Annotated in this window: 18 protein-coding genes; 6 read left to right on the top strand and 12 right to left on the bottom strand. The window is 73.7% G+C overall.

The window, feature by feature from the left end:
- Window positions 1-5: 5 nt before the first annotated feature.
- From Aau02nite_RS10790 to Aau02nite_RS10780, 3 genes are all read right to left on the bottom strand, one after another.
- Complete coding sequence (locus Aau02nite_RS10790) at window positions 6-623, bottom strand: copper resistance CopC family protein (protein WP_246595046.1); 618 nt, start codon at window positions 621-623, stop codon at window positions 6-8.
- A gap of 88 nt (window positions 624-711) precedes the next feature.
- Entirely contained in the window at window positions 712-1,407 is a 696-nt protein-coding gene (locus Aau02nite_RS10785) for a hypothetical protein (RefSeq protein ID WP_212988199.1), read from the bottom strand.
- A 101-nt stretch (window positions 1,408-1,508) separates the two neighbouring features.
- Window positions 1,509-2,549: an NAD(P)-dependent alcohol dehydrogenase gene (locus Aau02nite_RS10780; RefSeq protein WP_212988198.1), complete on the bottom strand. Its 1,041-nt coding sequence runs from the start codon at window positions 2,547-2,549 to the stop codon at window positions 1,509-1,511.
- A 106-nt stretch (window positions 2,550-2,655) separates the two neighbouring features.
- On the opposite strand from Aau02nite_RS10780, the gene Aau02nite_RS10775 reads away from it, so the two are divergent.
- Together Aau02nite_RS10775 and Aau02nite_RS10770 are read left to right on the top strand one after the other, a co-directional pair.
- On the top strand, window positions 2,656-3,225 hold the full coding sequence (locus Aau02nite_RS10775) for a TetR family transcriptional regulator (protein WP_212988197.1): 570 nt from the start codon (window positions 2,656-2,658) through the stop codon (window positions 3,223-3,225).
- A gap of 264 nt (window positions 3,226-3,489) precedes the next feature.
- The gene (locus Aau02nite_RS10770; RefSeq protein ID WP_212988196.1) at window positions 3,490-5,745 is read left to right on the top strand and encodes a discoidin domain-containing protein; all 2,256 of its coding nucleotides are present in this window, start codon (window positions 3,490-3,492) and stop codon (window positions 5,743-5,745) included.
- 93 nt (window positions 5,746-5,838) lie between these two features.
- Here the strand turns inward: Aau02nite_RS10770 and Aau02nite_RS10765 are convergent, their stop codons facing one another.
- Complete coding sequence (locus tag Aau02nite_RS10765; RefSeq protein ID WP_212988195.1) at window positions 5,839-6,261, bottom strand: DUF4260 domain-containing protein; 423 nt, start codon at window positions 6,259-6,261, stop codon at window positions 5,839-5,841.
- Window positions 6,254-7,084, bottom strand: a complete 831-nt coding sequence (locus Aau02nite_RS10760; RefSeq protein WP_212988194.1) for an alpha/beta fold hydrolase — start codon at window positions 7,082-7,084, stop codon at window positions 6,254-6,256. The genes Aau02nite_RS10765 and Aau02nite_RS10760 overlap by 8 nt, the downstream gene beginning before the upstream one ends.
- 183 nt (window positions 7,085-7,267) lie before the next feature.
- Between Aau02nite_RS10760 and Aau02nite_RS10755 the strand changes: the two genes are divergently transcribed.
- A complete protein-coding gene (locus Aau02nite_RS10755) occupies window positions 7,268-8,221 on the top strand; it encodes a protein kinase family protein (RefSeq protein WP_212988193.1) in 954 nt (317 codons plus the stop codon).
- A 1-nt stretch (window position 8,222) separates the two neighbouring features.
- Here the strand turns inward: Aau02nite_RS10755 and Aau02nite_RS10750 are convergent, their stop codons facing one another.
- From Aau02nite_RS10750 to Aau02nite_RS10725, 6 genes are read right to left on the bottom strand one after another with little or no spacing between them, the layout of a single operon-like run.
- On the bottom strand, window positions 8,223-10,280 hold the full coding sequence (locus Aau02nite_RS10750; RefSeq protein WP_212988192.1) for a transglutaminase TgpA family protein: 2,058 nt from the start codon (window positions 10,278-10,280) through the stop codon (window positions 8,223-8,225).
- Window positions 10,277-11,347, bottom strand: coding sequence for a DUF58 domain-containing protein (locus Aau02nite_RS10745; protein ID WP_212988191.1), 1,071 nt, complete (start codon window positions 11,345-11,347; stop codon window positions 10,277-10,279). Before Aau02nite_RS10745 ends, Aau02nite_RS10750 begins: the two co-directional genes overlap by 4 nt.
- A gap of 23 nt (window positions 11,348-11,370) precedes the next feature.
- Window positions 11,371-12,327 carry an AAA family ATPase gene (locus Aau02nite_RS10740; RefSeq protein ID WP_212988190.1) on the bottom strand — a complete coding sequence of 319 codons (957 nt, stop codon included), beginning with the start codon at window positions 12,325-12,327 and terminating at the stop codon, window positions 11,371-11,373.
- The gene (locus Aau02nite_RS10735) at window positions 12,320-14,161 is read right to left on the bottom strand and encodes a fibronectin type III domain-containing protein (RefSeq protein WP_212988189.1); all 1,842 of its coding nucleotides are present in this window, start codon (window positions 14,159-14,161) and stop codon (window positions 12,320-12,322) included. Before Aau02nite_RS10735 ends, Aau02nite_RS10740 begins: the two co-directional genes overlap by 8 nt.
- 52 nt (window positions 14,162-14,213) lie before the next feature.
- Complete coding sequence (locus Aau02nite_RS10730) at window positions 14,214-15,467, bottom strand: sensor histidine kinase (protein WP_212988188.1); 1,254 nt, start codon at window positions 15,465-15,467, stop codon at window positions 14,214-14,216.
- Entirely contained in the window at window positions 15,464-16,126 is a 663-nt protein-coding gene (locus tag Aau02nite_RS10725; RefSeq protein ID WP_246595059.1) for a response regulator transcription factor, read from the bottom strand. Before Aau02nite_RS10725 ends, Aau02nite_RS10730 begins: the two co-directional genes overlap by 4 nt.
- A 109-nt stretch (window positions 16,127-16,235) precedes the next feature.
- Here Aau02nite_RS10725 and Aau02nite_RS10720 point away from each other — a divergent pair, with 109 nt between their 5' ends.
- From Aau02nite_RS10720 to Aau02nite_RS10715, 3 genes are read left to right on the top strand one after another with little or no spacing between them, the layout of a single operon-like run.
- Window positions 16,236-17,849, top strand: a complete 1,614-nt coding sequence (locus Aau02nite_RS10720; protein ID WP_212988186.1) for an AfsR/SARP family transcriptional regulator — start codon at window positions 16,236-16,238, stop codon at window positions 17,847-17,849.
- Window positions 17,846-18,133, top strand: a complete 288-nt coding sequence (locus tag Aau02nite_RS48055; protein WP_438841119.1) for a helix-turn-helix domain-containing protein — start codon at window positions 17,846-17,848, stop codon at window positions 18,131-18,133. Before Aau02nite_RS10720 ends, Aau02nite_RS48055 begins: the two co-directional genes overlap by 4 nt.
- Complete coding sequence (locus Aau02nite_RS10715) at window positions 18,051-18,704, top strand: response regulator transcription factor (RefSeq protein ID WP_212988185.1); 654 nt, start codon at window positions 18,051-18,053, stop codon at window positions 18,702-18,704. Before Aau02nite_RS48055 ends, Aau02nite_RS10715 begins: the two co-directional genes overlap by 83 nt.
- Here the strand turns inward: Aau02nite_RS10715 and Aau02nite_RS10710 are convergent.
- Entirely contained in the window at window positions 18,692-19,117 is a 426-nt protein-coding gene (locus Aau02nite_RS10710) for a P-loop NTPase family protein (RefSeq protein WP_212988184.1), read from the bottom strand. The two genes, Aau02nite_RS10715 and Aau02nite_RS10710, sit on opposite strands and share 13 nt — an antisense overlap.
- Between the last annotated feature and the right edge of the window lie 8 nt (window positions 19,118-19,125).

Below are 19,125 nucleotides of genomic sequence, written 5' to 3'. Positions count from 1 at the left end.
TGTCGCTAGGAGGAGTGTGTGCGTCGGCGGCGCGCGAACCAGTAGCCCCCGGCCACGAGAAGGACGCCGGCGGTGCCCAGCCCGGCGATCACCATCGGGCCTGACGTCGTCGAGGTGGTCTCGGCAGCCGGCTGCGTGGCCGGGGTGCCGGCCGCGACCGGTGCGGCCGACGGCGACGTGGTCACCGGCGGTGCTGCGGAGGCGGTGCTGGCGGGATCGGCGACGGTGAACCGGTACGACCCCTGCACTTTGTGACCGTCGCGCGAGGCCACCCGATAGGCGACCGTGTACTCGCCGTTGGTGAGCGGCTCGGTGAACGTGACGCTGCCGGTGGCGCCGTCGACGGCGGGCGGTGACGTGGCCACGGCCTTCCGATCGGCGCCGGTCACGGTGATCGTGGTGTCGTCCGGGTCGAGCTTCTGCAGGAACCGCAGCTCGACGCCCGCCGGGGCTTTCTCGAGCGTGGCGTTCTTGGCCGGCGTCGCCTCGGTGAGCGCGTTGTGCGCCCAGGCCGCGCCCGGCGGCACCAGGGCCATCAGCACCACTGTCAGTGCCGTCGCCAGGCCGATCCGGCGGAAGAGACCGCGCCGGTGAGCGTCAGGGAGCAGATCCGTGTCGTGCATGTGGTTCATGATTCCTTCCGGGCGCGCGGCGGGCACGCCCAGGATGGGGGACGCCACTGCCGAACGCCCGATGACCCGCCGGGAGATGTCAGCTGCCCTCGGGTGAGCCGTCGCCGACGGTCGCGCCGCCTTCGGGGGAGTCCGTGAGGTAGACGTGCTGGTGCCCGTGGCCGGCGTCGATGTTGATCTGGTCCAGCTGGGTGGCCGCCACCGACCAGTCGGTGACGGCGAGCAGCCGCTGGCGGGACGCCACGGCCAGCACCGGTGCCCGCTGGGCGGCCGGTAGCGCACGAGCGGCAGCGAAGGTGTCGAGCGCGACCGACAGCTGGTTGACCGCGTTGCGCAGACCGTTGCGCGCGACGTTGGTGGCGGTGCTGCCGGAAGGGGCGTCCTTGTGCCGCTCCACCTGCTGCGCCATGATCTGCTTCCAGCCGGCCAGCTGCTCGTCGGTGACCGGCCGGGCGGCCGCGGCGCCGGTGTCCGCCACCGGAAGTCCGGACCGCAGGCCGTCCACCACCGGCTTGACCTGTTGCGCGGTGCTGCGCGCCAGGGTGGTCAGCGCGACGATCTGGGTGGCGTCCCGCTTGGCCTCGTCCGCGCGCATCGAGGCGATCGCCTCGTCGGTGGGGCTGGGGGCGGCCCACTGCACCCCGATGAACAGCCCGACCGCGGCAGCCACCAGCAGAGCGACCGCCGCGCTGACCGCCCCACCGGGCAGCTGACGGGCCGGGGCCTTCCGGGGCGCCGGTCGGGTCCCCGACGGCTTGCCGGTCTTGCGAGACATCGCGTCACTCCTGCCCGGAACGAGCGTCACCGACGACCTGATCTATCCGGATCAATATACCGGGCTCGTCGCCGGATGCACTGGGCGCGCCGCCCGCGGCCTCAGCTGTCCTCGGCGGTCATGTCGAGGACGAAGCGGTAGCGGACGTCGTTGCGGGCCAGGCGGTCGAGCGCTTCGTTGACCCGCTGCTGGGGCAGGATCTCGATGTCCGCGGTGATGTGGTGGCGGGCGCAGAAGTCGAGCATCTCCCGGGTTTCGCCGACGCTTCCGCTGCCGGCCCCGGCGATGTTCTTGGCGCCGGCGATGAGGCTCAGAGGCTGGACGGTGAGATCACCCTCGGGGATGCCGACGATGCACAGGGTTCCGTCCATGGCCAGCGCGGTCAGATAGGGCTCCAGGGAATGCGGGGCTCCCACCGTGTCGAGGATCAGATCGAAGCGGCCTTTCTGCGCCGCCATCTGCTGGTCGTCGGTGGAGAGCACCACCTCGTCGGCGCCGAGCGCGCGTGCTGCGGCGGCCTTGTCCATGGTGCGGGTGAACTGGACGACTTCGGCGCCCAGGTGGTGGGCGATCTTCAGAGCCAGGTGGCCCAGCCCGCCCATGCCGACGACACCGACCCGCTTGCCCGGTCCCGCACCCCACCGCTTGAGGGGGACGTAGGTGGTGACTCCGGCGCACATCAGGGGCGCGACTGCGGCCGGATCCAGCCCCTCGGGCACGTGGTACGTGAACTTCGCGGGCAGGACGTACTCCGAGGAGTAGCCGCCGCGGGTCGGCATCGCGTCCTTGGGGTCGATGCTGCCGTAGGTGAGCGTCACGGGCCGCTCGCACCAGTTCTCCCGGCCCGCCCGGCAGGGAGGGCAATCGCCGCAGGAGTCGATGATGTTGCCGATGGCGACCCGGTCGCCGATCCGGAAGCCGGTGACCGCCGGGCCCATCGCGACGACCGAGCCGGTCATCTCGTGGCCCGGCACCAAGGGGTCCGCGCCGCTGTGACGGACGGCGGAGATGTCGCTGGAACAGACTCCGCAGTACTCGATCCGGACCGCGAGGTCGTCGTCGAGCAGATCGCGGCGCTGGAAGGCCCAGCGCTGCAGCGGAGCGCCCTTGTCCAGGGCGGCCCATCCGATGGCGTTCCTCATGAAGCACTTCCTCTCGACCGGGGGTGGCAAACGAACCAGTTCGTTTGGCGACCATAGCCGGTTCCTCGTTCGGCGACAAACGAACGAGTTCGTTTAGGCTGGCGCGGTGGACAGATCCCAAGCCAGCCGCCGGCGTCTGCTGGACGCCGGCGCCGTCGAGTTCGCCGCGTACGGGGTCGCCGGCGCCCGGATCGATCGCATCTCCGCCGACGCCAAGGTGAGCAAGGCCCAGATCTACTCGTACTACTCGGGCAAGGAGGCGCTCTTCGACGCGGTCCTCGCCGATCAGGTCGACGACATCCTGGACAAGGCGCCGATCACCGCCGACCTGCCCGGCTACGCCGTCCGCCTCTATGACGCGTACCTGGAGCAGCCGCAGCTGGTTCGCCTCGCCACCTGGGCGCGCCTGGAGCGCGTACCGTCCGGTCCGTTGTTTCCGCAGGCCGACGAATCCGCAAAGCTGGAGGTCATCGCGGCCGCGCAGCGGGCGGGCCGGATCCGGGCCGATGTGCCCGCCGCCGACCTCCACTCCATGGTGATCGCGCTGGCCATGACCTGGTCGCCCAGCAGCCTGACCTACACCGCGACCCCGTCCGACCCGGCAGACGATCACCGTCGCCGGCGGGCCGGCCTGGCGGCGGCCGTCCGGGACGCCTTCATGAGGGCGGCTGGCTGAGGGTGACCCAGGTCACCAATGGGCCGGACCAAACAGACTTATTGCGCGCATAACAATTTCCGGCAAGCTCTTTTCGGAAACTATTCCGTTCAATCGGTGCAACAGCCGTGAACTGACGGCCGAATGCTTTGTTGCCGGGATATTGACGCGCCGCAACGCGGAAGTAACAATTGCCGGAGAGCGCTCTCTGCTCCAACCGCAAAGTCCCCGCCCCGCCGTACGTCTGTCCCCACAGACCCGGCAACCCGTCCGACAGGTAGGCGCATGACATCCCCGACACTGACGCCCCCACCCCCGCAGAAACGCCGAAGCCGTGGACGGATCGTGCTGAGTGCCGTCCTCGCCGCGGCCCTCGGCACGACCGTCGTCTCGTTCGCCACCAACGCCAGTGCCGCCGACACCCTGGTGTCGCAGGGCAAGCCGGCCACCGCCTCGTCCGTCGAGAGTGCCGCCTTCTCCGCGGCCGCCGCGGTCGACGGTGACGCCGGCACCCGCTGGTCCAGCACGTTCGCCGACCCGCAGTGGCTGCAGGTCGACCTGGGCAGCACCCAGTCGATCAGCCAGGTCGTGCTGAACTGGGAGGCGGCGTTCGCCTCGGCCTTCACCATCCAGACCTCCGCGAACGGCACCAGCTGGACGAACATCACCCCGGTCACCGCGGGCAGGGCCGGCGTCCAGACCCTGGCCGTCACCGGCAGCGGCCGGTACGTGCGGATGAACGGCACCACCCGGGCCACCCCGTACGGCTACTCGCTCTGGGAGTTCCAGGTCTTCGCCGGCGGCGGCACCGGCCCGACGCCGACGCCCACCCCGAGTGGCCCGGCTCTGCCCACGTCCGACACCCCTGACCTGGGCCCGAACGTGCGGATCTTCGATGCGGGCACGCCGGCGTCGACCATCCAGTCGGCGGTGGACCAGGCGTTCAACGCGCAGCTGCGCAGCCCGACCGCGCAGTTCGGCACGCAGCGCCACGTGTTCCTGTTCAAGCCCGGCAGCTACGGCCGGGTCTGGGCCAACGTCGGCTTCTACACCACGCTGGCCGGTCTCGGGCTCAACCCCGACGACGTGACGATCAACGGCGCGGTCAACGTCGACTCCGGATGGAACTACGGCGATGAGTCCAATGCGACCCAGAACTTCTGGCGCAGCATGGAGAACCTGGCGATCGTGCCCGAGGGCGGCACCAACCGCTGGGCCGTCTCCCAGGCCGCCCCGATGCGCCGGGTGCACATCCGCGGCAACCTGACCCTGGCGCCCTCCAACCAGGACAACGGGCAGGGTTACGCCAGCGGCGGCTACCTGGCCGACTCCGTCGTCGACGGCACCGTGTCCTCGGGCTCCCAGCAGCAGTGGTACACCCGCGACAGCCGGATCGGCCGCTGGGACGGCGGCGTCTGGAACATGACCTACTCCGGTGTCCAGGGTGCCCCGCCGAACGCGTTCCCGAACCCGCCCCACACCACTCTGGCGACCACCCCGGTCACCCGGGAGAAGCCCTTCCTGTACGTCGACAGCGCCGGCCTCTACCGCGTCTTCGTGCCCGCTCTGCGGCGCAACTCCGCCGGCGCCAACTGGCCGAACACCGCCGGCACGTCGATCCCGATGCGGGACTTCTACGTCGCCAAGCCCAGTGACAGCGCCGCCCGGATCAACCAGGCGCTGGCCCAGGGCCTGAACCTGTTCTTCACTCCCGGCACCTACTCGCTGAACGAGACCATCCGGGTCACCCGCCCCAACACCGTGGTGACCGGCATCGGCTTCCCGACCCTGATCCCGAACAACGGGGTCGAGGCGCTGAACGTCGCCGACGTCGACGGGGTCAAGGTGAGCGGCCTGACCTTCGACGCCGGTACGACCAACAGCCCGACGCTGATGAGCGTCGGACGGCCCGGTGTCCACACCGACCACGCCGCGAACCCGATCAGCCTGCAGGACGTCTTCTTCCGGATCGGCAGCAGCGTCCAGGGCAAGGCCACCACGACCCTCGCGGTGCACAGCGACGACACGATCATCGACCACATGTGGGCCTGGCGGGCCGACCACGGCGGGGCACCCACCGGCTGGACGGTGAACACCGGCGACACCGGTCTCGTCGTCAACGGTGACGATGTCCTGGCCACCGGTCTGTTCGTCGAGCACTACCAGAAGTACGAAGTGATCTGGAACGGCAACCGCGGACGGACGATCTTCTTCCAGAACGAGAAGCCGTACGACGTGCCCAACCAGGCCGCCTGGATCGGGCCCCGCGGAAACGGATACGCCGCCTACAAGGTCGCCGACACCGTCACCGACCACGAACTCTGGGGCGGCGGCTCGTACGCCTACTTCAACGTCAACCCCAGCGTGCGGGTGGACCGGGCGTTCGAGGTGCCCAACCGGCCCGGCGTGCGGCTCCGCAGCGTCCTCACCGTTTCCCTCGGCGACGTCGGCACCATCGCCAACGTCGTCAACGACACCGGTGGCTCCGTCCCCAACCCGGCCGGAAACACCACCCCGCGCAATGTGGTGGCCTACCCCTGACCCTGACGCCTGACCCACCATCGACGTGAACCCGGCGGCCACCGGTGCTACCCGCACCGGTGGCCGCCGCCGTCGGCTGTCGCCTCGAACCAGTCAGTGGTGCTGGCGGGGGCCGTGGCTGCCGAGGTGGGTGAGACCGAAGCTGTGGTCGTACTTGAGGCCGTATCTCAGGAGCCGGTCCAGGCCGAGGTGGAACAGGCCGACCGCACCGGCGACGGTGAGTGCGCTGTTGTCCCACCAGGCTCCGGCGCCGAGCAGGGCCAAGGGCAGCGGTGCGGAGTGCGCGAGGTTGTAGAACCACGCGCCGGCCTTCGGCCCGGCGAGATAGGCGAGCCAGGACAGGTCCGGAACCAGGAACAGCGCCGGGAGCAGCCACCAGGAGTGACCGGTGGCGGCGAAGAGAACCACTGCGGCTCCGGCGACGGCCAGGCCCTCGATCCGCAGCCAGGTGAGGGGCCGGCCGGTGACCACGCCGGGAGTCTGCTCGCCGGCCGGGGCGAGCTCGGCGCTAGGCACGGGCGTTCGCCCGGAGGAAGGCGAGCACGAGGCGCGCCGTCTCGCCGGGGTACTGGGCGTGCGGGTAGTGCCCGGCGCCCTCGATGATCTCGAGCCGTCCCAGGCCGGCCGGCAGCGCGGCCACGATGGCCTCGCCCTCGGCGCGCGGGTCGGCCCAGTCCGGGTCGAGCGAGCCCTGGATGATCAGGGCCGGGCAGCGCACGTTGCCCAGCTGCGCCCCGGCGTCGGCGGGCGAAGCCTTGAGCATGCCCTGGAGCGCCTTCATCCGGCCGGGCTCGCGCACCATCGCCTCGATCTGAGCCTGCCGGGCGGCCCAGTCGGCGGGCCTGGTGCCCGGGTAGGCGTGCTCGAGGTACCGGAGCCACTGCCCGGCGCTGCCCATCATGGTGCGGGCCAGCATCAGCGCGCCTTTGCGGTAGGCACCGGACTTCAGGTCGCTCAGTTTCACCGTCTGCGCGCGGGTGAACGGCGCCAGCTCGACGATCCCGGTGAGCAGCTCCGGCGCCCGGGCGGCCGCGATGGTCGCGGCCCCGCCGGAGATCGAGTGGCCGACCAGCACGGCCGGGCCACCGAGGTGGCGGATCACCGCGATCAGGTCACCCGCGATATCGGTACGGCTGTACGACGGCCACTGCGCGCTCGACTCACCGGTGCCGCGCAGGTCGACAGCGGCCACCCGGTAGCCGGCGGCGATCAGCTCCGGCGTGACGAACCGGTACGCCGCGCGGCTGTCGCCCATGCCGTGCGCCAGCACGACCAGCGGCCCGTCACCGGCCACCTCGTAGGCGATCGTGCCGGCGTCGACGGCCAGGAACTCGGTCACAACGATCTCCCCATGATTCGTGCATTAGCCGTTTGGCTACTGCCATTAGCTAAAAGCTAGGGCAGGGCTCCCGGCTTGTCAACATCACCGCCGCACGGGCTCCGCCGGATCGAGCGGCGTCGACGCCGTCTAGGCTGAACGGAATGTCATGAATCTCCCGGGGAGTGTCGAAGGGGCGGGTCCGTGTCTCACGACGACCTGGTGCCGCTGGACGAGGCGGCGTCCGTCCTGGCCGGGGTCGACGGGCGTACGGGCGCGGCGTACGCGCTGAAGGTGCTCGACGGGCACCCGGGACCCTGGGCCCGGCGGCGGATCCAGGCGCGGCTACGGCGACTGTCGGTGCTGGCGGACCACGAGTCCATCGTCGTGCCGGAGCCCCGGCTGGTGCGGCTGCCGGACGGGCGCTGGGCGGTACGGCGGGAGCTGGTCACTCAGTCGTTGCCTGAGCTGGTGGCGTCGACGGGGCCGATGCACCCGGACGAGGTGGCCGAGCTCGAGGCCACGGTGAGCGGGGCGCTCGACGCCGTCCGGGCGGCCGGGCTCACCCACGGGGCGGTGACGCCGGGCAACGTGCTGTTCCGGGCCGACGGGTCTGCGGTGCTGACCGACTTCGCCACCGGCCGCGCGGGGACGGACGACCGGGCGGGGCTGGCGGCCGTGCTGCGGTTCGCCGCCGGGCGCGCGGATGTCCGGTTGCCGCGGGGCGGGCCGATCGTGGAGTTCGGGCCGCACCGGCCGGCGCGCCGGATGCGCTGGGTGATCCCGGTCGGCGTCGTGGCGGTGGCGGTGGCCGGGGCTGTGCTGATCGCCCGGGACGGCGAGGACGAACCGGCACGGACGAGCAATGCGGGCCCGGTGGTGAGTTCCGCTCCGGCCGCGCGTCTGGCCGTGGCCCCGCCGGTCGATCGCGGGGACGTCGTGGAGCTGAGGTGGCGGGGACGAGCCGGCCTGACGTATGCGGTCGTGGTCACGCCGCGGGGCCGGACGCCGCAGGTGATGCTGGCCGGGCGTACCACGAGCTTCGAGGTCCGGGTCGAGCCGGACCTGCCGTACTGCATGACCGTGCAGGGCACGGACGGGACTTCCTTCGTCAAGAGCGACCCGGTGCCGATCCGTACGGCGGACTGCCCGGCCTGAGTCAGCGGGGCGGCAGCAGACCGCGCAGACTCAGCGTCGCCCGTACCCGCGCCCGGGGACCGCGGCGGGCCAGCGCCCGGCGGACGCTTCGGACGCCCGCCCAGGTCTGCTCGACCTGCTCGTGGTCCGGTGACCGTCCCGACCACAGTGACCGGTCCATCGTGGCGGCCAGGCGGCGCAGCTCGTCGCCCGTCGCGGTATCGGTGACCGGCTCGGCCGCCGCGGCCAGGTCACGAGCCGTCATCGCGGACGACACCGGGACCCCGTGGGCCCGGAGCCGGTCGCGCACCTCCGCCCACGCGCCCACCACCGACTCCCGGCCGGCTCGGCGCCGGCGCCGGCGGGCCCGCAGGCCCCAGGCGGCGGGCGCGGCGATCGGCCAGAGCAGCAGCGGCACCATCGGCAGGAGTAACAGCCCGGGCCAGCCGTCGCGGCCGGACGCGGGAGCGCCGGGTCCCGGGCGGCCCAGCGGGGGGTTGCGGACGTCGTCCGGGGCGGGCAGACCGGCCCGCGCCTGTTCGGCCGCCGCGGCCAGCCCGCCGGTTGCCGACGGGGTCGTGGAGGGACGGCCACCGGGGTTGAGCGGCACCCATCCGACCCCCCGCACGGCCACCTCCGGCCAGGCCAGCACGTCACCGTTGCGGATCGTCGTCGCGCCGGCCGGCGCGCGGAAGCCGACCGCCACCCGGGCCGGGATGCCGACGATCCGCGCCAGGGCCACGTAGGACGTCGCGAACTGCTCGCTGGTGCCACGCCGGTTCTCGAGCAGGAACTTCGTCAGCTGCGGCCACCCGTGCCCGGTCGGCAGGTCGGTGCCCACCGCCAGGTCGTAGCGGGTCCGCAGGAAGTCCTCCAGGACCAGTGCGGTACGGAACGACGGCCGCAGGCCCCGCGTCGCCTCCCGGGCCAGCACGGCCACCCCGGCCGGCGCCTCCCCGATGCCGTTCAGCCCGCCCGGAGCGTCCGGGTCCACCTCGGCCCCGGCGAGCGCGGCCACGTCCACCCGCGGCTCCCACCACCTCAGCGTGTACCGCGCCGGGCCGGGCGGTCCCGGCCGCAGCAGCGTGCCGTGTTCCGGGACGACCACCGGGTCCGCGCCGCGCACCGAGGCGGGCCAGCTCTGACTGGGCAGCCAGGGTCCGCCGGTGCCGGCCGTGGTGATCTCCGCGGTGCGTTCCTCGACCCGTACGGTGACACCCGGTCCCGGCTCCAGGCCCGAGCCGAGCCACCGGAAGGTCGCGGCGGGCGTCCAGTTCACCCCGTCGAACGCGTCCAGCACGACCAGCGGCCAGCGGTCCGGCAGCGTGTCGCCGCCGACCCGGAAGACCTCGGCATCGGGGTCCCGCAGACGTACGGCGATCTCGTCCAGCGGGTTGGTGAGCGCCGTGTCGTCCAGCGGCACCACCTGGTCCTGGCGCAGCGTGTAGCGCGGCGGCGTGTCCGGCAGGGCGAGGCCGGCCAGGACCACGGCGGCGAGCGCCGCTGTCGCCGGGACCCAGGTCCACGACACCCGCGCGCCGGCCGGCCGGGCCGCTACCAGCAGCGTCCCGGCCGGCACCGCGTACGCGAGGGCGGCGACGGTCGCGGGGAGCGGGGGCAGCGCGGCGTACAGCTGGGTGAAGACGACCAGGGCCAGGCTGGGCAGCAGGGCCGGCAGGGGAGCGCGCAGCCGGTGTACGAGCTCCACGCCGAGCACCGCCGCCGCCACCACCAGCAGCGGGACGAAGACGAGCAGCTCCGGGTCCGGGCGGGCGGGCCAGGTCGACTGGAGGGCCAGCCGCCAGGACTCGGTGACGCCGGTGCGCAGCGACGGCAGCAGGCGCGGGGTCAGGATGCCCGCCGGCCACCACAGGATCTGGGCGGCGGTCAGCAGGCCGGCCGCGGCGGTGCACAGCGGCCGCCAGTCGCGCAACGCGGCGCCGCGGTCGCACAGCCGGGCGACCAGCAGGACGGCGAGAGCCGGGACGAGCACGGCCAGCAGGAGAGCGGGGACGCCGAACACCGGCGCGAAGAGCATCCCCCCGACCGCGGCGGCGAGCACGACGGACGTGGTCCTCACCAGCCGGCCTCGTTCCACCGGCGGATCGCGTCGGCGGCGTCGCCGGCGTGGATCACCCGGCCCGATCCCGGGGCGGAGGTGCCGGCGCCGAGCAGGACGACGAGGGCCCGGCCCGGTGGTGGCGGGATGCCGGCCGCGGTGATCACGACCACGCGGCCGGTGCGGGGCGGGAGCAGCAGGCCGGTGACCGGGGTGGCGTCGGCCCGGATCTCCGACAGCGCGTCCAGGAACTGACGCAGGGCAGGTCCGGCGCTGTGCACCGGCATGACCCGGCCGCCCGGGGTGACCAGCTGGGACGGGTGGCCGGCGCGGGCGGCCGCGTAGAGCAGGGAGGCGGCCAGGTCGACGGCCTCCTCGAAGTCGCCCGCGGACAGGACGCCGGCGCGGGTGTCCAGCAGGACGGTCAACCGGCTCTCCCGGGCGTCGGCCAGGTCGCGCACCATCAGCCGGCCGGTGTGCGCGGTCGCCTTCCAGTGCAGGTGCCGCACCTCGTCGCCGGGTACGTACTCGCGGACGTCCTGCAGGTCGGCCGAGCCGCCGGGAGCGTCGTCGGTGAGCCGGCCGCCCTGCTGGTGCCGGACGTGCCCACCGGACGGGGGCCGGACCGGTAGCTGCCGCGGATGCACCACCAGGGTCACCGCGCCGCCCACGGTCAGCCTGTTCCTGGTCAGTCCGAGCGGGTCGGTGCGGTCCAGCCTCAGCGGGCCGACGGTGACCCGGCCGCGGGCGGTGGTGGGCAGCGCGTACTCGTGCACCGCTTCGGCCCCGGCGCGCAGGCTGTCCACCCGTACGGTGCGGGAGGTGGCTCCGATGGAGTCGACCGCGGTAAAACCGCCCTGGTGACGTCGGCCCGCATTCCGGACCCGCAGCACCGCCCGGGCCGGCCGTCCCCGCTGCACCCGGTCCGGCTCGATCGTCCGGGTCACCTCGGCCCGCAGCCGCCCGCCGGTCAGCGGCAGCACGGCGGGCACGACGGCGAGCCCGCACACGCCGAGCAGAGTCACCAGCGGATAGGACCCCCACCAGCCGTACGCGGTCAGCAGCGCCGCCGCGACCAGGACCGTCACGCCGCGCCGGGTCGGACGCACAGTCAGCGGCCGCGGGCCGTCAGCGGGGCGGCGGTGGACGAGAGCACCTCCGTGACGATGTCCCCGGTGCTCCGCGTACCCAGCTCGGCCTCGGGGGTGAGGACCAGCCGGTGGGCCAGGACCGGCACCGCGACGTCCTTGATGTCGTCCGGCGTGACGAAGTCCCGGCCGTCGATCACGGCGAACGCCTGACCGGCCCGGACCAGCGCCACGCTGCCGCGCACGCTGGCGCCGAACCGCAGCGCCGGATGGCCCCGGGTGGCGGCGGCCAGTCGTACGGCGTACTCCACCACCAGGTCCTCCACGTGCAGCGCGCGTACCTCGGCGATCGCCACCCGCAGGGCGCCGAGATCCACCACCGGGCGCAGGTCGTCCGGGGTCTCCCCGGCCCGGTCGCCGAGCACCACCCGCACCTCGGACTCCAAGTCCGGGTACCCCACCGCCAGCCGCATCAGGAACCGGTCGAGCTGCGCCTCGGGCAGCCGGTACGTGCCCTCCAGCTCGATCGGGTTCTGGGTGGCCACCACCAGGAAGGGCCGCGGCACCGGATGGGTCTCGGTGTCCACCGTGACCTGGCCCTCGGCCATCACCTCGAGCAGCGCCGACTGGGTCTTCGGGGTGCCGCGGTTGATCTCGTCGGCCACCACCACGTTGGCGAACACCGCGCCGGGATGGAAGACGAACCGCTGATCGCCGGGCTGGTACACGGTGACGCCGGTGATGTCGCCGGGCAGCAGGTCGGGGGTGAACTGGATGCGCCGCCAGGTGCCGCCGACGCTGCGGGCCAGGCACCGGGCCAGGGACGTCTTGCCCAGGCCCGGGACGTCCTCGATGAGCAGGTGTCCCTCGGCGAGCAGACCGGCGACCGCCTGCCGGACCAGCTCGGGCTTGCCGCGGATGATCCGCTGCACGTTCTCGATGATCCGGGCCGCGACCCGGGTGGCGGCCGGCTCAGTCACCGGGCGGCCAGACGTAGTGGTTGGATTCCTGTCCGTCGACGATGACCCAGACGGTGTCCCCGATGCCGCTGTACGGGAATCGGCTCCTCGAGGTCAGGTCGCCCTTCTCGTCGGTCGTCAGCCCGGCCCCCGGGTTGAAGTCGCCGTGGACGGAGGAGTACGGGTCGATCTCGTACTTGGTGTTCGGGTCGAAGCCGCGCAGTTCGATGTGGAACTTGGCGCATCGTGGCTTGAGACAATCCGGCAGGTGTTCGGCCGAGACGCCGCGGCGCACGGTCAGGGTCCGGTACGGGATGGTGACGGTGGCCGGAGCGCCCACACCCGCCGAATTCTTCGCGGCCAGCGTGATCCGGTAGGTGACTCCTCGGATCGGCGCGGAGATGGTCGCCGAGCGGGCCCCGCCCGGGTGGATCGATCCGCCGCCGGGCTCCCACGCCAGGTGGTACGCGGTGATGGGAGCCCCGTGCGGCGCGGCGGCCCCCCAGGTGACGACCAGCTGGGGGCCCCGGGCGACCACCTTGAGATCGGGGGGCATGCCGGGCACGCCGGCCGGAACCGGCCGCAGATCGGCCTCCGGGAGACCGGCTCGGGGTGGCGCGGTGGTGTCCTGCGTCGTCCCGGGCCCGGTCGGCGCACCGGGACGGGACGAGGGAGGCACCGCGGGGCTCGTGCCCGGCGCCGAAGGGGGAGTAGTGCCGGGCATCGGAGGCACGGGCCCGGAGGCCGAGGTGACGGGCCCCGCGGCCGTGGCCGGACCGCCGGTCACCGCGCCGACCCCGCCGCGGTCGTCCACGACCAGCACATTCCGGCCGTCCCCGCCCTCGATGTAGACCCGCCCGTCCTGGCCCCGGCTCAGGCGCGGCTCACCGGCGCCGGCCCGGACCGCCGTGGTGCCCTGGGCCCGGCCGTCCGACGCGTACGAGTGCACCCGCCGCGCTTGCGCGTCCAGGAGCACCACCGACGAGCGACCGGCCGCCGGAGCAGTCCAGCGTCCGCTCGGCAGGGTGACGCGGACAGCCTGGCCTGAGTCCGCGTCCACCAGTAGCAGCCGCGGCGTCCGCGGGTCGAGGACGGCGATCCGCCCGTGCAGGTCCGCGCCGGCCACCTGCACCTCGTCGGGCAGGTCGATGTCGAGCGCGACCGGCGTGCCGAGCGAGTCGGCGTGGACCGGGCTCAGGGTGTCGGCGTCGGTGTCCATGAAGGTCACCGCGCCCCGCGCCAGGGTCAGCGCGCCGTGGCGGCCGGCCGGCACGGCCACCGTGCAGGAGACCCGGTCGGCGTCCGGCGCGAGGTGGCAGAGCAGGCCGGCGTCGGGGCGGTGCAGCCACAGCGTGCCGTCCGGAGCGGCCACCGGCGGGCCCACCACGCCACCGGTGGGGATGGTGGCCGCCCGCGCGCCCAGCCGGACGATGCTGCCGGCCTGCCGGTACACCAGGTACGGACCGCCCTTCACCTCGACCGGCACCGGGGGTTCGGCGGCCGGCGGGACGGTGGTGTCCTGCTGCGTCAGGCTGGACTTGTCGAACTCGGTGATCCGGGTCGGGCCGACCACGTACCCGCTGGTCTCGCCCTGCACCACCTCGCTGCCGTCCTCGATGCCCACGATCTGGGTGTACGCGTCGATGCTGCGGGTCGCGCCGTTGACATGGAAGACCTGGTCGGCGTCGGGGTCGGCGAACCACCGCCCGACGTCGGCGAAGGAGAGCCCGGCCGGTGTGGTGCCGGCCCCGGAGACAGCCGCCGCGGCGGCCACCAGACAGGCGGCGAGCAGGATGGTGAGCGGTAACCGCCCCCGCAGTCCGCGCCACCTGGTCGATCGGGCAGGCCTGGTCACCCGGCCAGCATAGACAACCACGTACATGGATGGTCCATTAGTCGTCCAGAGTTCATCCAACCCCCTCGGGCAGAGCCATCTCGAAGATGGCCCCGCCCTCGTCCGCGTTGTAGACGCGCAGCGTGCCGCCGTGTGCCTGGGCCACCCAGCGAACAATGGACAGTCCCAGACCGCTGGACCCGCCGGTGCTGGTGAACCGGTCGAACGTGGCCGCGGCCAGCGCCGGATCGATGCCCGGGCCGTGGTCGGCCACGATGACCCGGCCGCCGGCCACGGTGATGTGCACGACTGCCGCCTGACCCGGCGTACGCCCGTGCCGCAGCGCGTTGTCCAGCAGGTTGCCGATCGCCCGGCGGACCAGGGCGGGATCGGCTTCCACCCAGGTCGGCGCGGTCGTCACGGTGACCCGGGCGCCCTCGGCCGGTGTCTCGTCCACCACCGTGCTGACCAGCTGGTCCAGCCAGATCGGCTCGCGGCGCAGCGGCTCCACCCCGGCGGCCAGCCGGGCCCGGATCAGCACGCCGTCGATGATCGTGCCCATCCGCTGGGCCAGGTCGACCGTGCGCGGCAGCAGGGCGGTCCGCTGGTCGGGGTTGAGCAGCGCCGACTCGGCGAGTGCCCGCAACGCGGCCACCGGCGTGCGCAGGTCGTGCGCGGTGTCGGCGAGCAGCGTCTCCTGCTGTTCCAGCGCGGTCACGGCGGGCCGGACGGCACGCACGGACAGCTGATGCACCCCGGTCGCGGCCAGGGCCAGGAGCAGCAGGCAGCCGCCGGCCACCGCCAGCGCGAACCGCCGGTGCGCCGCGTCCGCGTCCCCGGCGTCCCGCACCGCGACCACCGCGCCGACGAACTGGCCGTTCGGCTTGCGGAACGGTTCCACGCCGTAGCGGACGCGGCCCCCGTCCCGGTCGTAGACGTATCCCGCCCGGAGCCGGCCGCTGTCCACCGCCCGGACGGCCAGCTCCTCGAGGACGCCAGCCGGCATCGGGAGACAGTCCAGCCCGCTGACGAACGCCGAGAACCGCTCGGTGCTGCCGGGCAGGATCGCGAACTCGGGGCAGCCGCGGCTCAGTTCGTCCTCGCTGACCCCCACGGTGTTGACGGTGCCGTCGTCGAAGTGGACCAGCCGCATGACGCTGGAGGTCACCCGCCGCAGCTCACCGTCCATCCGAACCTCGCGCTGGGTGGTGTCCGCCCGGATCAGCAGCCCTCCGAGCACGGCCACGCCCAGCACGACCGCCGCGCCGGACCAGGCGGCGATCCGTACGGGCAGGCGGCGGAGGCGATCCAGCGGCGACCCGGTCATCCGCGCGGCTCCGCGAACCGGTAACCGCGCCCGCGAACGGTGTGCACCATCTCCGGCTCTCCCAGCTTCCCGCGCAACCGGCGCACCGTCACGTCCACCACGTTGGACATCGGGTCGGTGCTGCTGTCCCAGCAGTGGTCCAGCAGCTCGGACCGGCTCACCGCCTGCCCGGCCCGGGTGATCAGATACTCCAGCACGGCATACTCCTTGGTGGTCAGCCCCAGCAGCACGCCGGCCCGGCGTACCTGCCGGCGGGCACAGTCGACCTCCAGGTCGGCGGACCGGAGCACCGACGGACGGGCGGTGCCCGCGCGGCGGGTCAGGATATGCACCCGCGCGGTCAGCTCGGCCATGGCGAACGGTTTGCCCAGATAGTCGTCGCCGCCGTGCTCGAACCCGGCCACCACGTCGGCGACCGTGTCCAGCGCGGTCAGGAACAGCACCGGCGACGTCCAGCCCTCACGCCGGCGCCGCTGCACGTAGGACAGCGCGTCGCCGTCGGGCAGCATCCGGTCGAACACCACGCAGTCGTACCCCGAGCCGGCGCCCAGCATCCGGTCCGCGCCGGCCAGATCGGCGGCCTCGTCCACCTCCAGGCCGGTGCGGGCCAGCTCGGTGGTGACGGCGAGCCGCAGATTCTCGTCGTCCTCGACCACCATCACCCGCACTGCCGCCTCCCGGAGGTCATGTCACCGGATCCTCATGTGCCTGGATGGATGGTATTGACGACGGCCACCGTCCGGGCGGCCGGCGAGGAGGTACGGGGCGGTGCTGTTCGGAGTGCTCGGGCCGATCGAGGTGCACACCCACCGGCTCGCGGCCGGCAAACCGGCGACTGTGCTGGCCACGCTGTTGCTCGAACCCGGCGCCTGGGTGCCGGTCGACCGGCTGGTGGACAGCGTCTGGCCGGGTGGCGGGCCGGCGTCGGCGGTGCCGAACCTCAGGACGTACGTGTGGCAGCTGCGCCGGCTGCTCCCGGCGCCGGAGCGGTTGCAGGGCCGCACCGACGCGTACCGGATCGAGGTCGGGCCCGGTGAGCTGGACACCGACGTGGTCACCCGGCTCGCGGCCGACGCCCGCGCCACCGATCCGCAGACCGCGATCAGCCTGCTCGAACGGGCGCTCGGGCTGTGGCGCGGCCGGCCGTTCTCCGGGGTGCCGACCCCTGGTGCCGACGCCGCGGTGGCCCGGCTCGACGAGCTGCGCCTGGACCTGCGCGAGCAGCTGGCCGACCGGCTGCTGGAGGCGGGCCGGAGCGGGGAGGCGGTGGCCGTCCTGCGGCAGGTGACCACGGACGCGCCCCTGCGGGAGGCGGCCTGGACCCGGCTGGTACGGGCCCTGCACGCCACCGGTCAGCGGGCCGAGGCGCTGATCGCGTACCGGCGGGCGGGGGACCGGCTGGAGACGGAGCTGGGCGTGGCCCCCGGACCCGGGCTGGCCGCAGCCGGGTCCGTGGCGCTCGGCGAGCCCGCGCGTCCCCCTCGTGCCCGTCGTGAACTGCCGCGCGACGTGCGCCTGGTGGGCCGGGCCGACGAGCTGACCGCGATCCGCCGGGGTGGCCCGCTGGTGCTGGTCGACGGCATGCGCGGCGCGGGCAAGACCGCGCTGGTGGTGCACGCCGCGCACCGGATGGCGGCCGATCATCCCGATGGCCAGCTCTTCGTCGAGCTGCGCGGCTCGCTGCCCGCTGCGGATGCACTCGTACGGTTGCTCCGCGGCATCGGGGTGCCGGCGGGCGACATCCCGGACGGGCTCGACGACCGGGCCGCCCTGTGGCGTTCGGAGACGGCGCACCGGCGCCTGCTGATCGTGCTGGACGACGTCGCCGACGAGGACCAGCTCTCCCCGCTGCTGCCCGCCACCGCCGAGTCCCGGACCGTGGTGACCACCCGGAACCGCGGCTGGCACCCGGCCCACGCCGACCGGATCGCCGTCGAGCCCCTCGACCGACGGTCCGCGGCGGCCCTGTTCGCAGCGGTGGCCGGGGCACCCGCCGGTGCCGCGGTGATCGGGCACTGCGGCGGGCTCCCGGCCGCCCTGCTCGAGGCGGCCGCGCGCCTGCGCAGCCGCCCGCAGTGGACGGTCGGCCGGCTGGCGTCGGAGCTCGACCAGGACTCCTGCCGGATCCTCACCGGCACCCGGCGCCGGCTGGACGGCTGTCGCCTCGCCGCATGGCCCGCGCTGGGCTCCCTGCCGGCCGAGTTCGGCGTGCCGGCCGCCGCCCGCGCCCTCGGTGTCTCCCCGGCCGCCGCCCGCGCGTCGCTGGACGTGCTGGTCGACGGGGGACTGCTGGAAGCCGCCGGCCCGGACGGATACCGCACCCACGTCCTGGTGCGGCACCTGGCCGGCTGCGCCGCCGGCCCGCTGGAGCTCGTCGCATGATCGAGCTGGACGGGCGGGAGCGCGAACTGCTGAAGCTGCTGGCGGCCGGGATGACCGACGAGTCCGCCGCGGTCCGGCTGGGCATCTCGGCCCGGTCGGTGCGCCGGATGATGTCGGGCGTGATGGACCGGCTCGGTGCGCGCAGCCGGTTCCAGGCCGGGATCCTGCTGCGGGATCTGCTGCCCGATAGGGTGTGCGGTTGTGCGGGTGCTTGTCGCGGAGGACGACGCGAACCTCCGGCTGGCGGTGGACGTGGCGCTGCGCGGGGCGGGGTTCGCCGTTGACACGGCCACCGATCTGCCCGAGGCGGACGAGGCGCTGAGCGTCAACGCGTACGACTGCGCCGTGCTCGACCGGATGCTGCCGGCCGGCGACTCCCTGCGCTACGTGGCCGCCCGCCGCAGCGCCGGCTGGGACGTGCCGGTGCTCTTCCTGACGGGCCGCAGCGCGCCCGCCGAGCGCGTCGAGGGACTCTCCTGGGGCGACGACTACCTGGGCAAACCCTTCGCCATGCCGGAGTTGCTGGCCCGGGTCGGCCGGCTGTGCCGCCGGGGCGGGTCGGGTGGCTCGCCCGTGCTGCGCTTCGCCGGCCTGTCCCTGGACCCGGGCCGGTACGAGGCCCACCGGGACGGGCGGCCGCTCGCCCTGACCGCGAAGGAGTTCGTCGTCCTGGAGCGGCTGCTGACCGCCCGGGGCGTGCCGGTGCCCCGGGCCGAGCTGATCGCCGCCGCCTGGGACGAGGTGGTGCCCCCGGCCTCGAACGTCCTGGACGTGCTGATCGCCCAGATCCGCCGCAAGCTGGGGCCGCCACCCGTCCTGCACACCGTGCGCGGCGTCGGCTATCACCTGCGCTGACCCGACATCCGGAGCAGCGCGGTGCCGTCGCGCACCTCGATCACCTCGACGAGCAGCCCGTTGAGCCCCAGCCGCGCGCCGGGCCCGCCGCCGGCGCGCATCATGCCGTCGTCGGACGCCACCTGGACCTTGCTCGGGCCGGCCACCGAGACGGTCAGCCCGCTCACCCCGAGCTTCGTGGTCAGGGGGATCCGCTTCTTGCCTGTCACCGTGATCTCACACGTGCCGTCGAAGCAGGCCCTGACGTCGGTCCCGTCGGCCGCGCTGCGGGTCGGGCTGGGAGCCGGGGCCGGGCTCGAGGTCGGGCTCGGTGCCTGGGCCGACGCGCTCGGTGCGGGCGGCTGCCCGGCGGGCTGCTCGACCGAGCAGCCCGCCACCGTCAGGGCCAGCGCCGCGGCGGCTCCGCGGATCACGCCCCGCA

The organism is Actinoplanes auranticolor (assembly GCF_018332655.1).
Lineage (GTDB): Bacteria > Actinomycetota > Actinomycetes > Mycobacteriales > Micromonosporaceae > Actinoplanes > Actinoplanes auranticolor.
Note: the sequence above shows the minus strand (reverse complement) of the source record. Positions and strands in the feature narration are given on the sequence as shown.

Coding starts and splice junctions, on each gene's coding strand:
- Aau02nite_RS10790 (WP_246595046.1), bottom strand. CDS start 623: ATGCACGACACGGATCTGCTCCCTGACGCTCACCGGCGCGGTCTCTTC.
- Aau02nite_RS10785 (WP_212988199.1), bottom strand. CDS start 1,407: ATGTCTCGCAAGACCGGCAAGCCGTCGGGGACCCGACCGGCGCCCCGG.
- Aau02nite_RS10780 (WP_212988198.1), bottom strand. CDS start 2,549: ATGAGGAACGCCATCGGATGGGCCGCCCTGGACAAGGGCGCTCCGCTG.
- Aau02nite_RS10770 (WP_212988196.1), top strand. CDS start 3,490: ATGACATCCCCGACACTGACGCCCCCACCCCCGCAGAAACGCCGAAGC.
- Aau02nite_RS10730 (WP_212988188.1), bottom strand. CDS start 15,467: ATGACCGGGTCGCCGCTGGATCGCCTCCGCCGCCTGCCCGTACGGATC.
- Aau02nite_RS10725 (WP_246595059.1), bottom strand. CDS start 16,126: ATGGTGGTCGAGGACGACGAGAATCTGCGGCTCGCCGTCACCACCGAG.
- Aau02nite_RS48055 (WP_438841119.1), top strand. CDS start 17,846: ATGATCGAGCTGGACGGGCGGGAGCGCGAACTGCTGAAGCTGCTGGCG.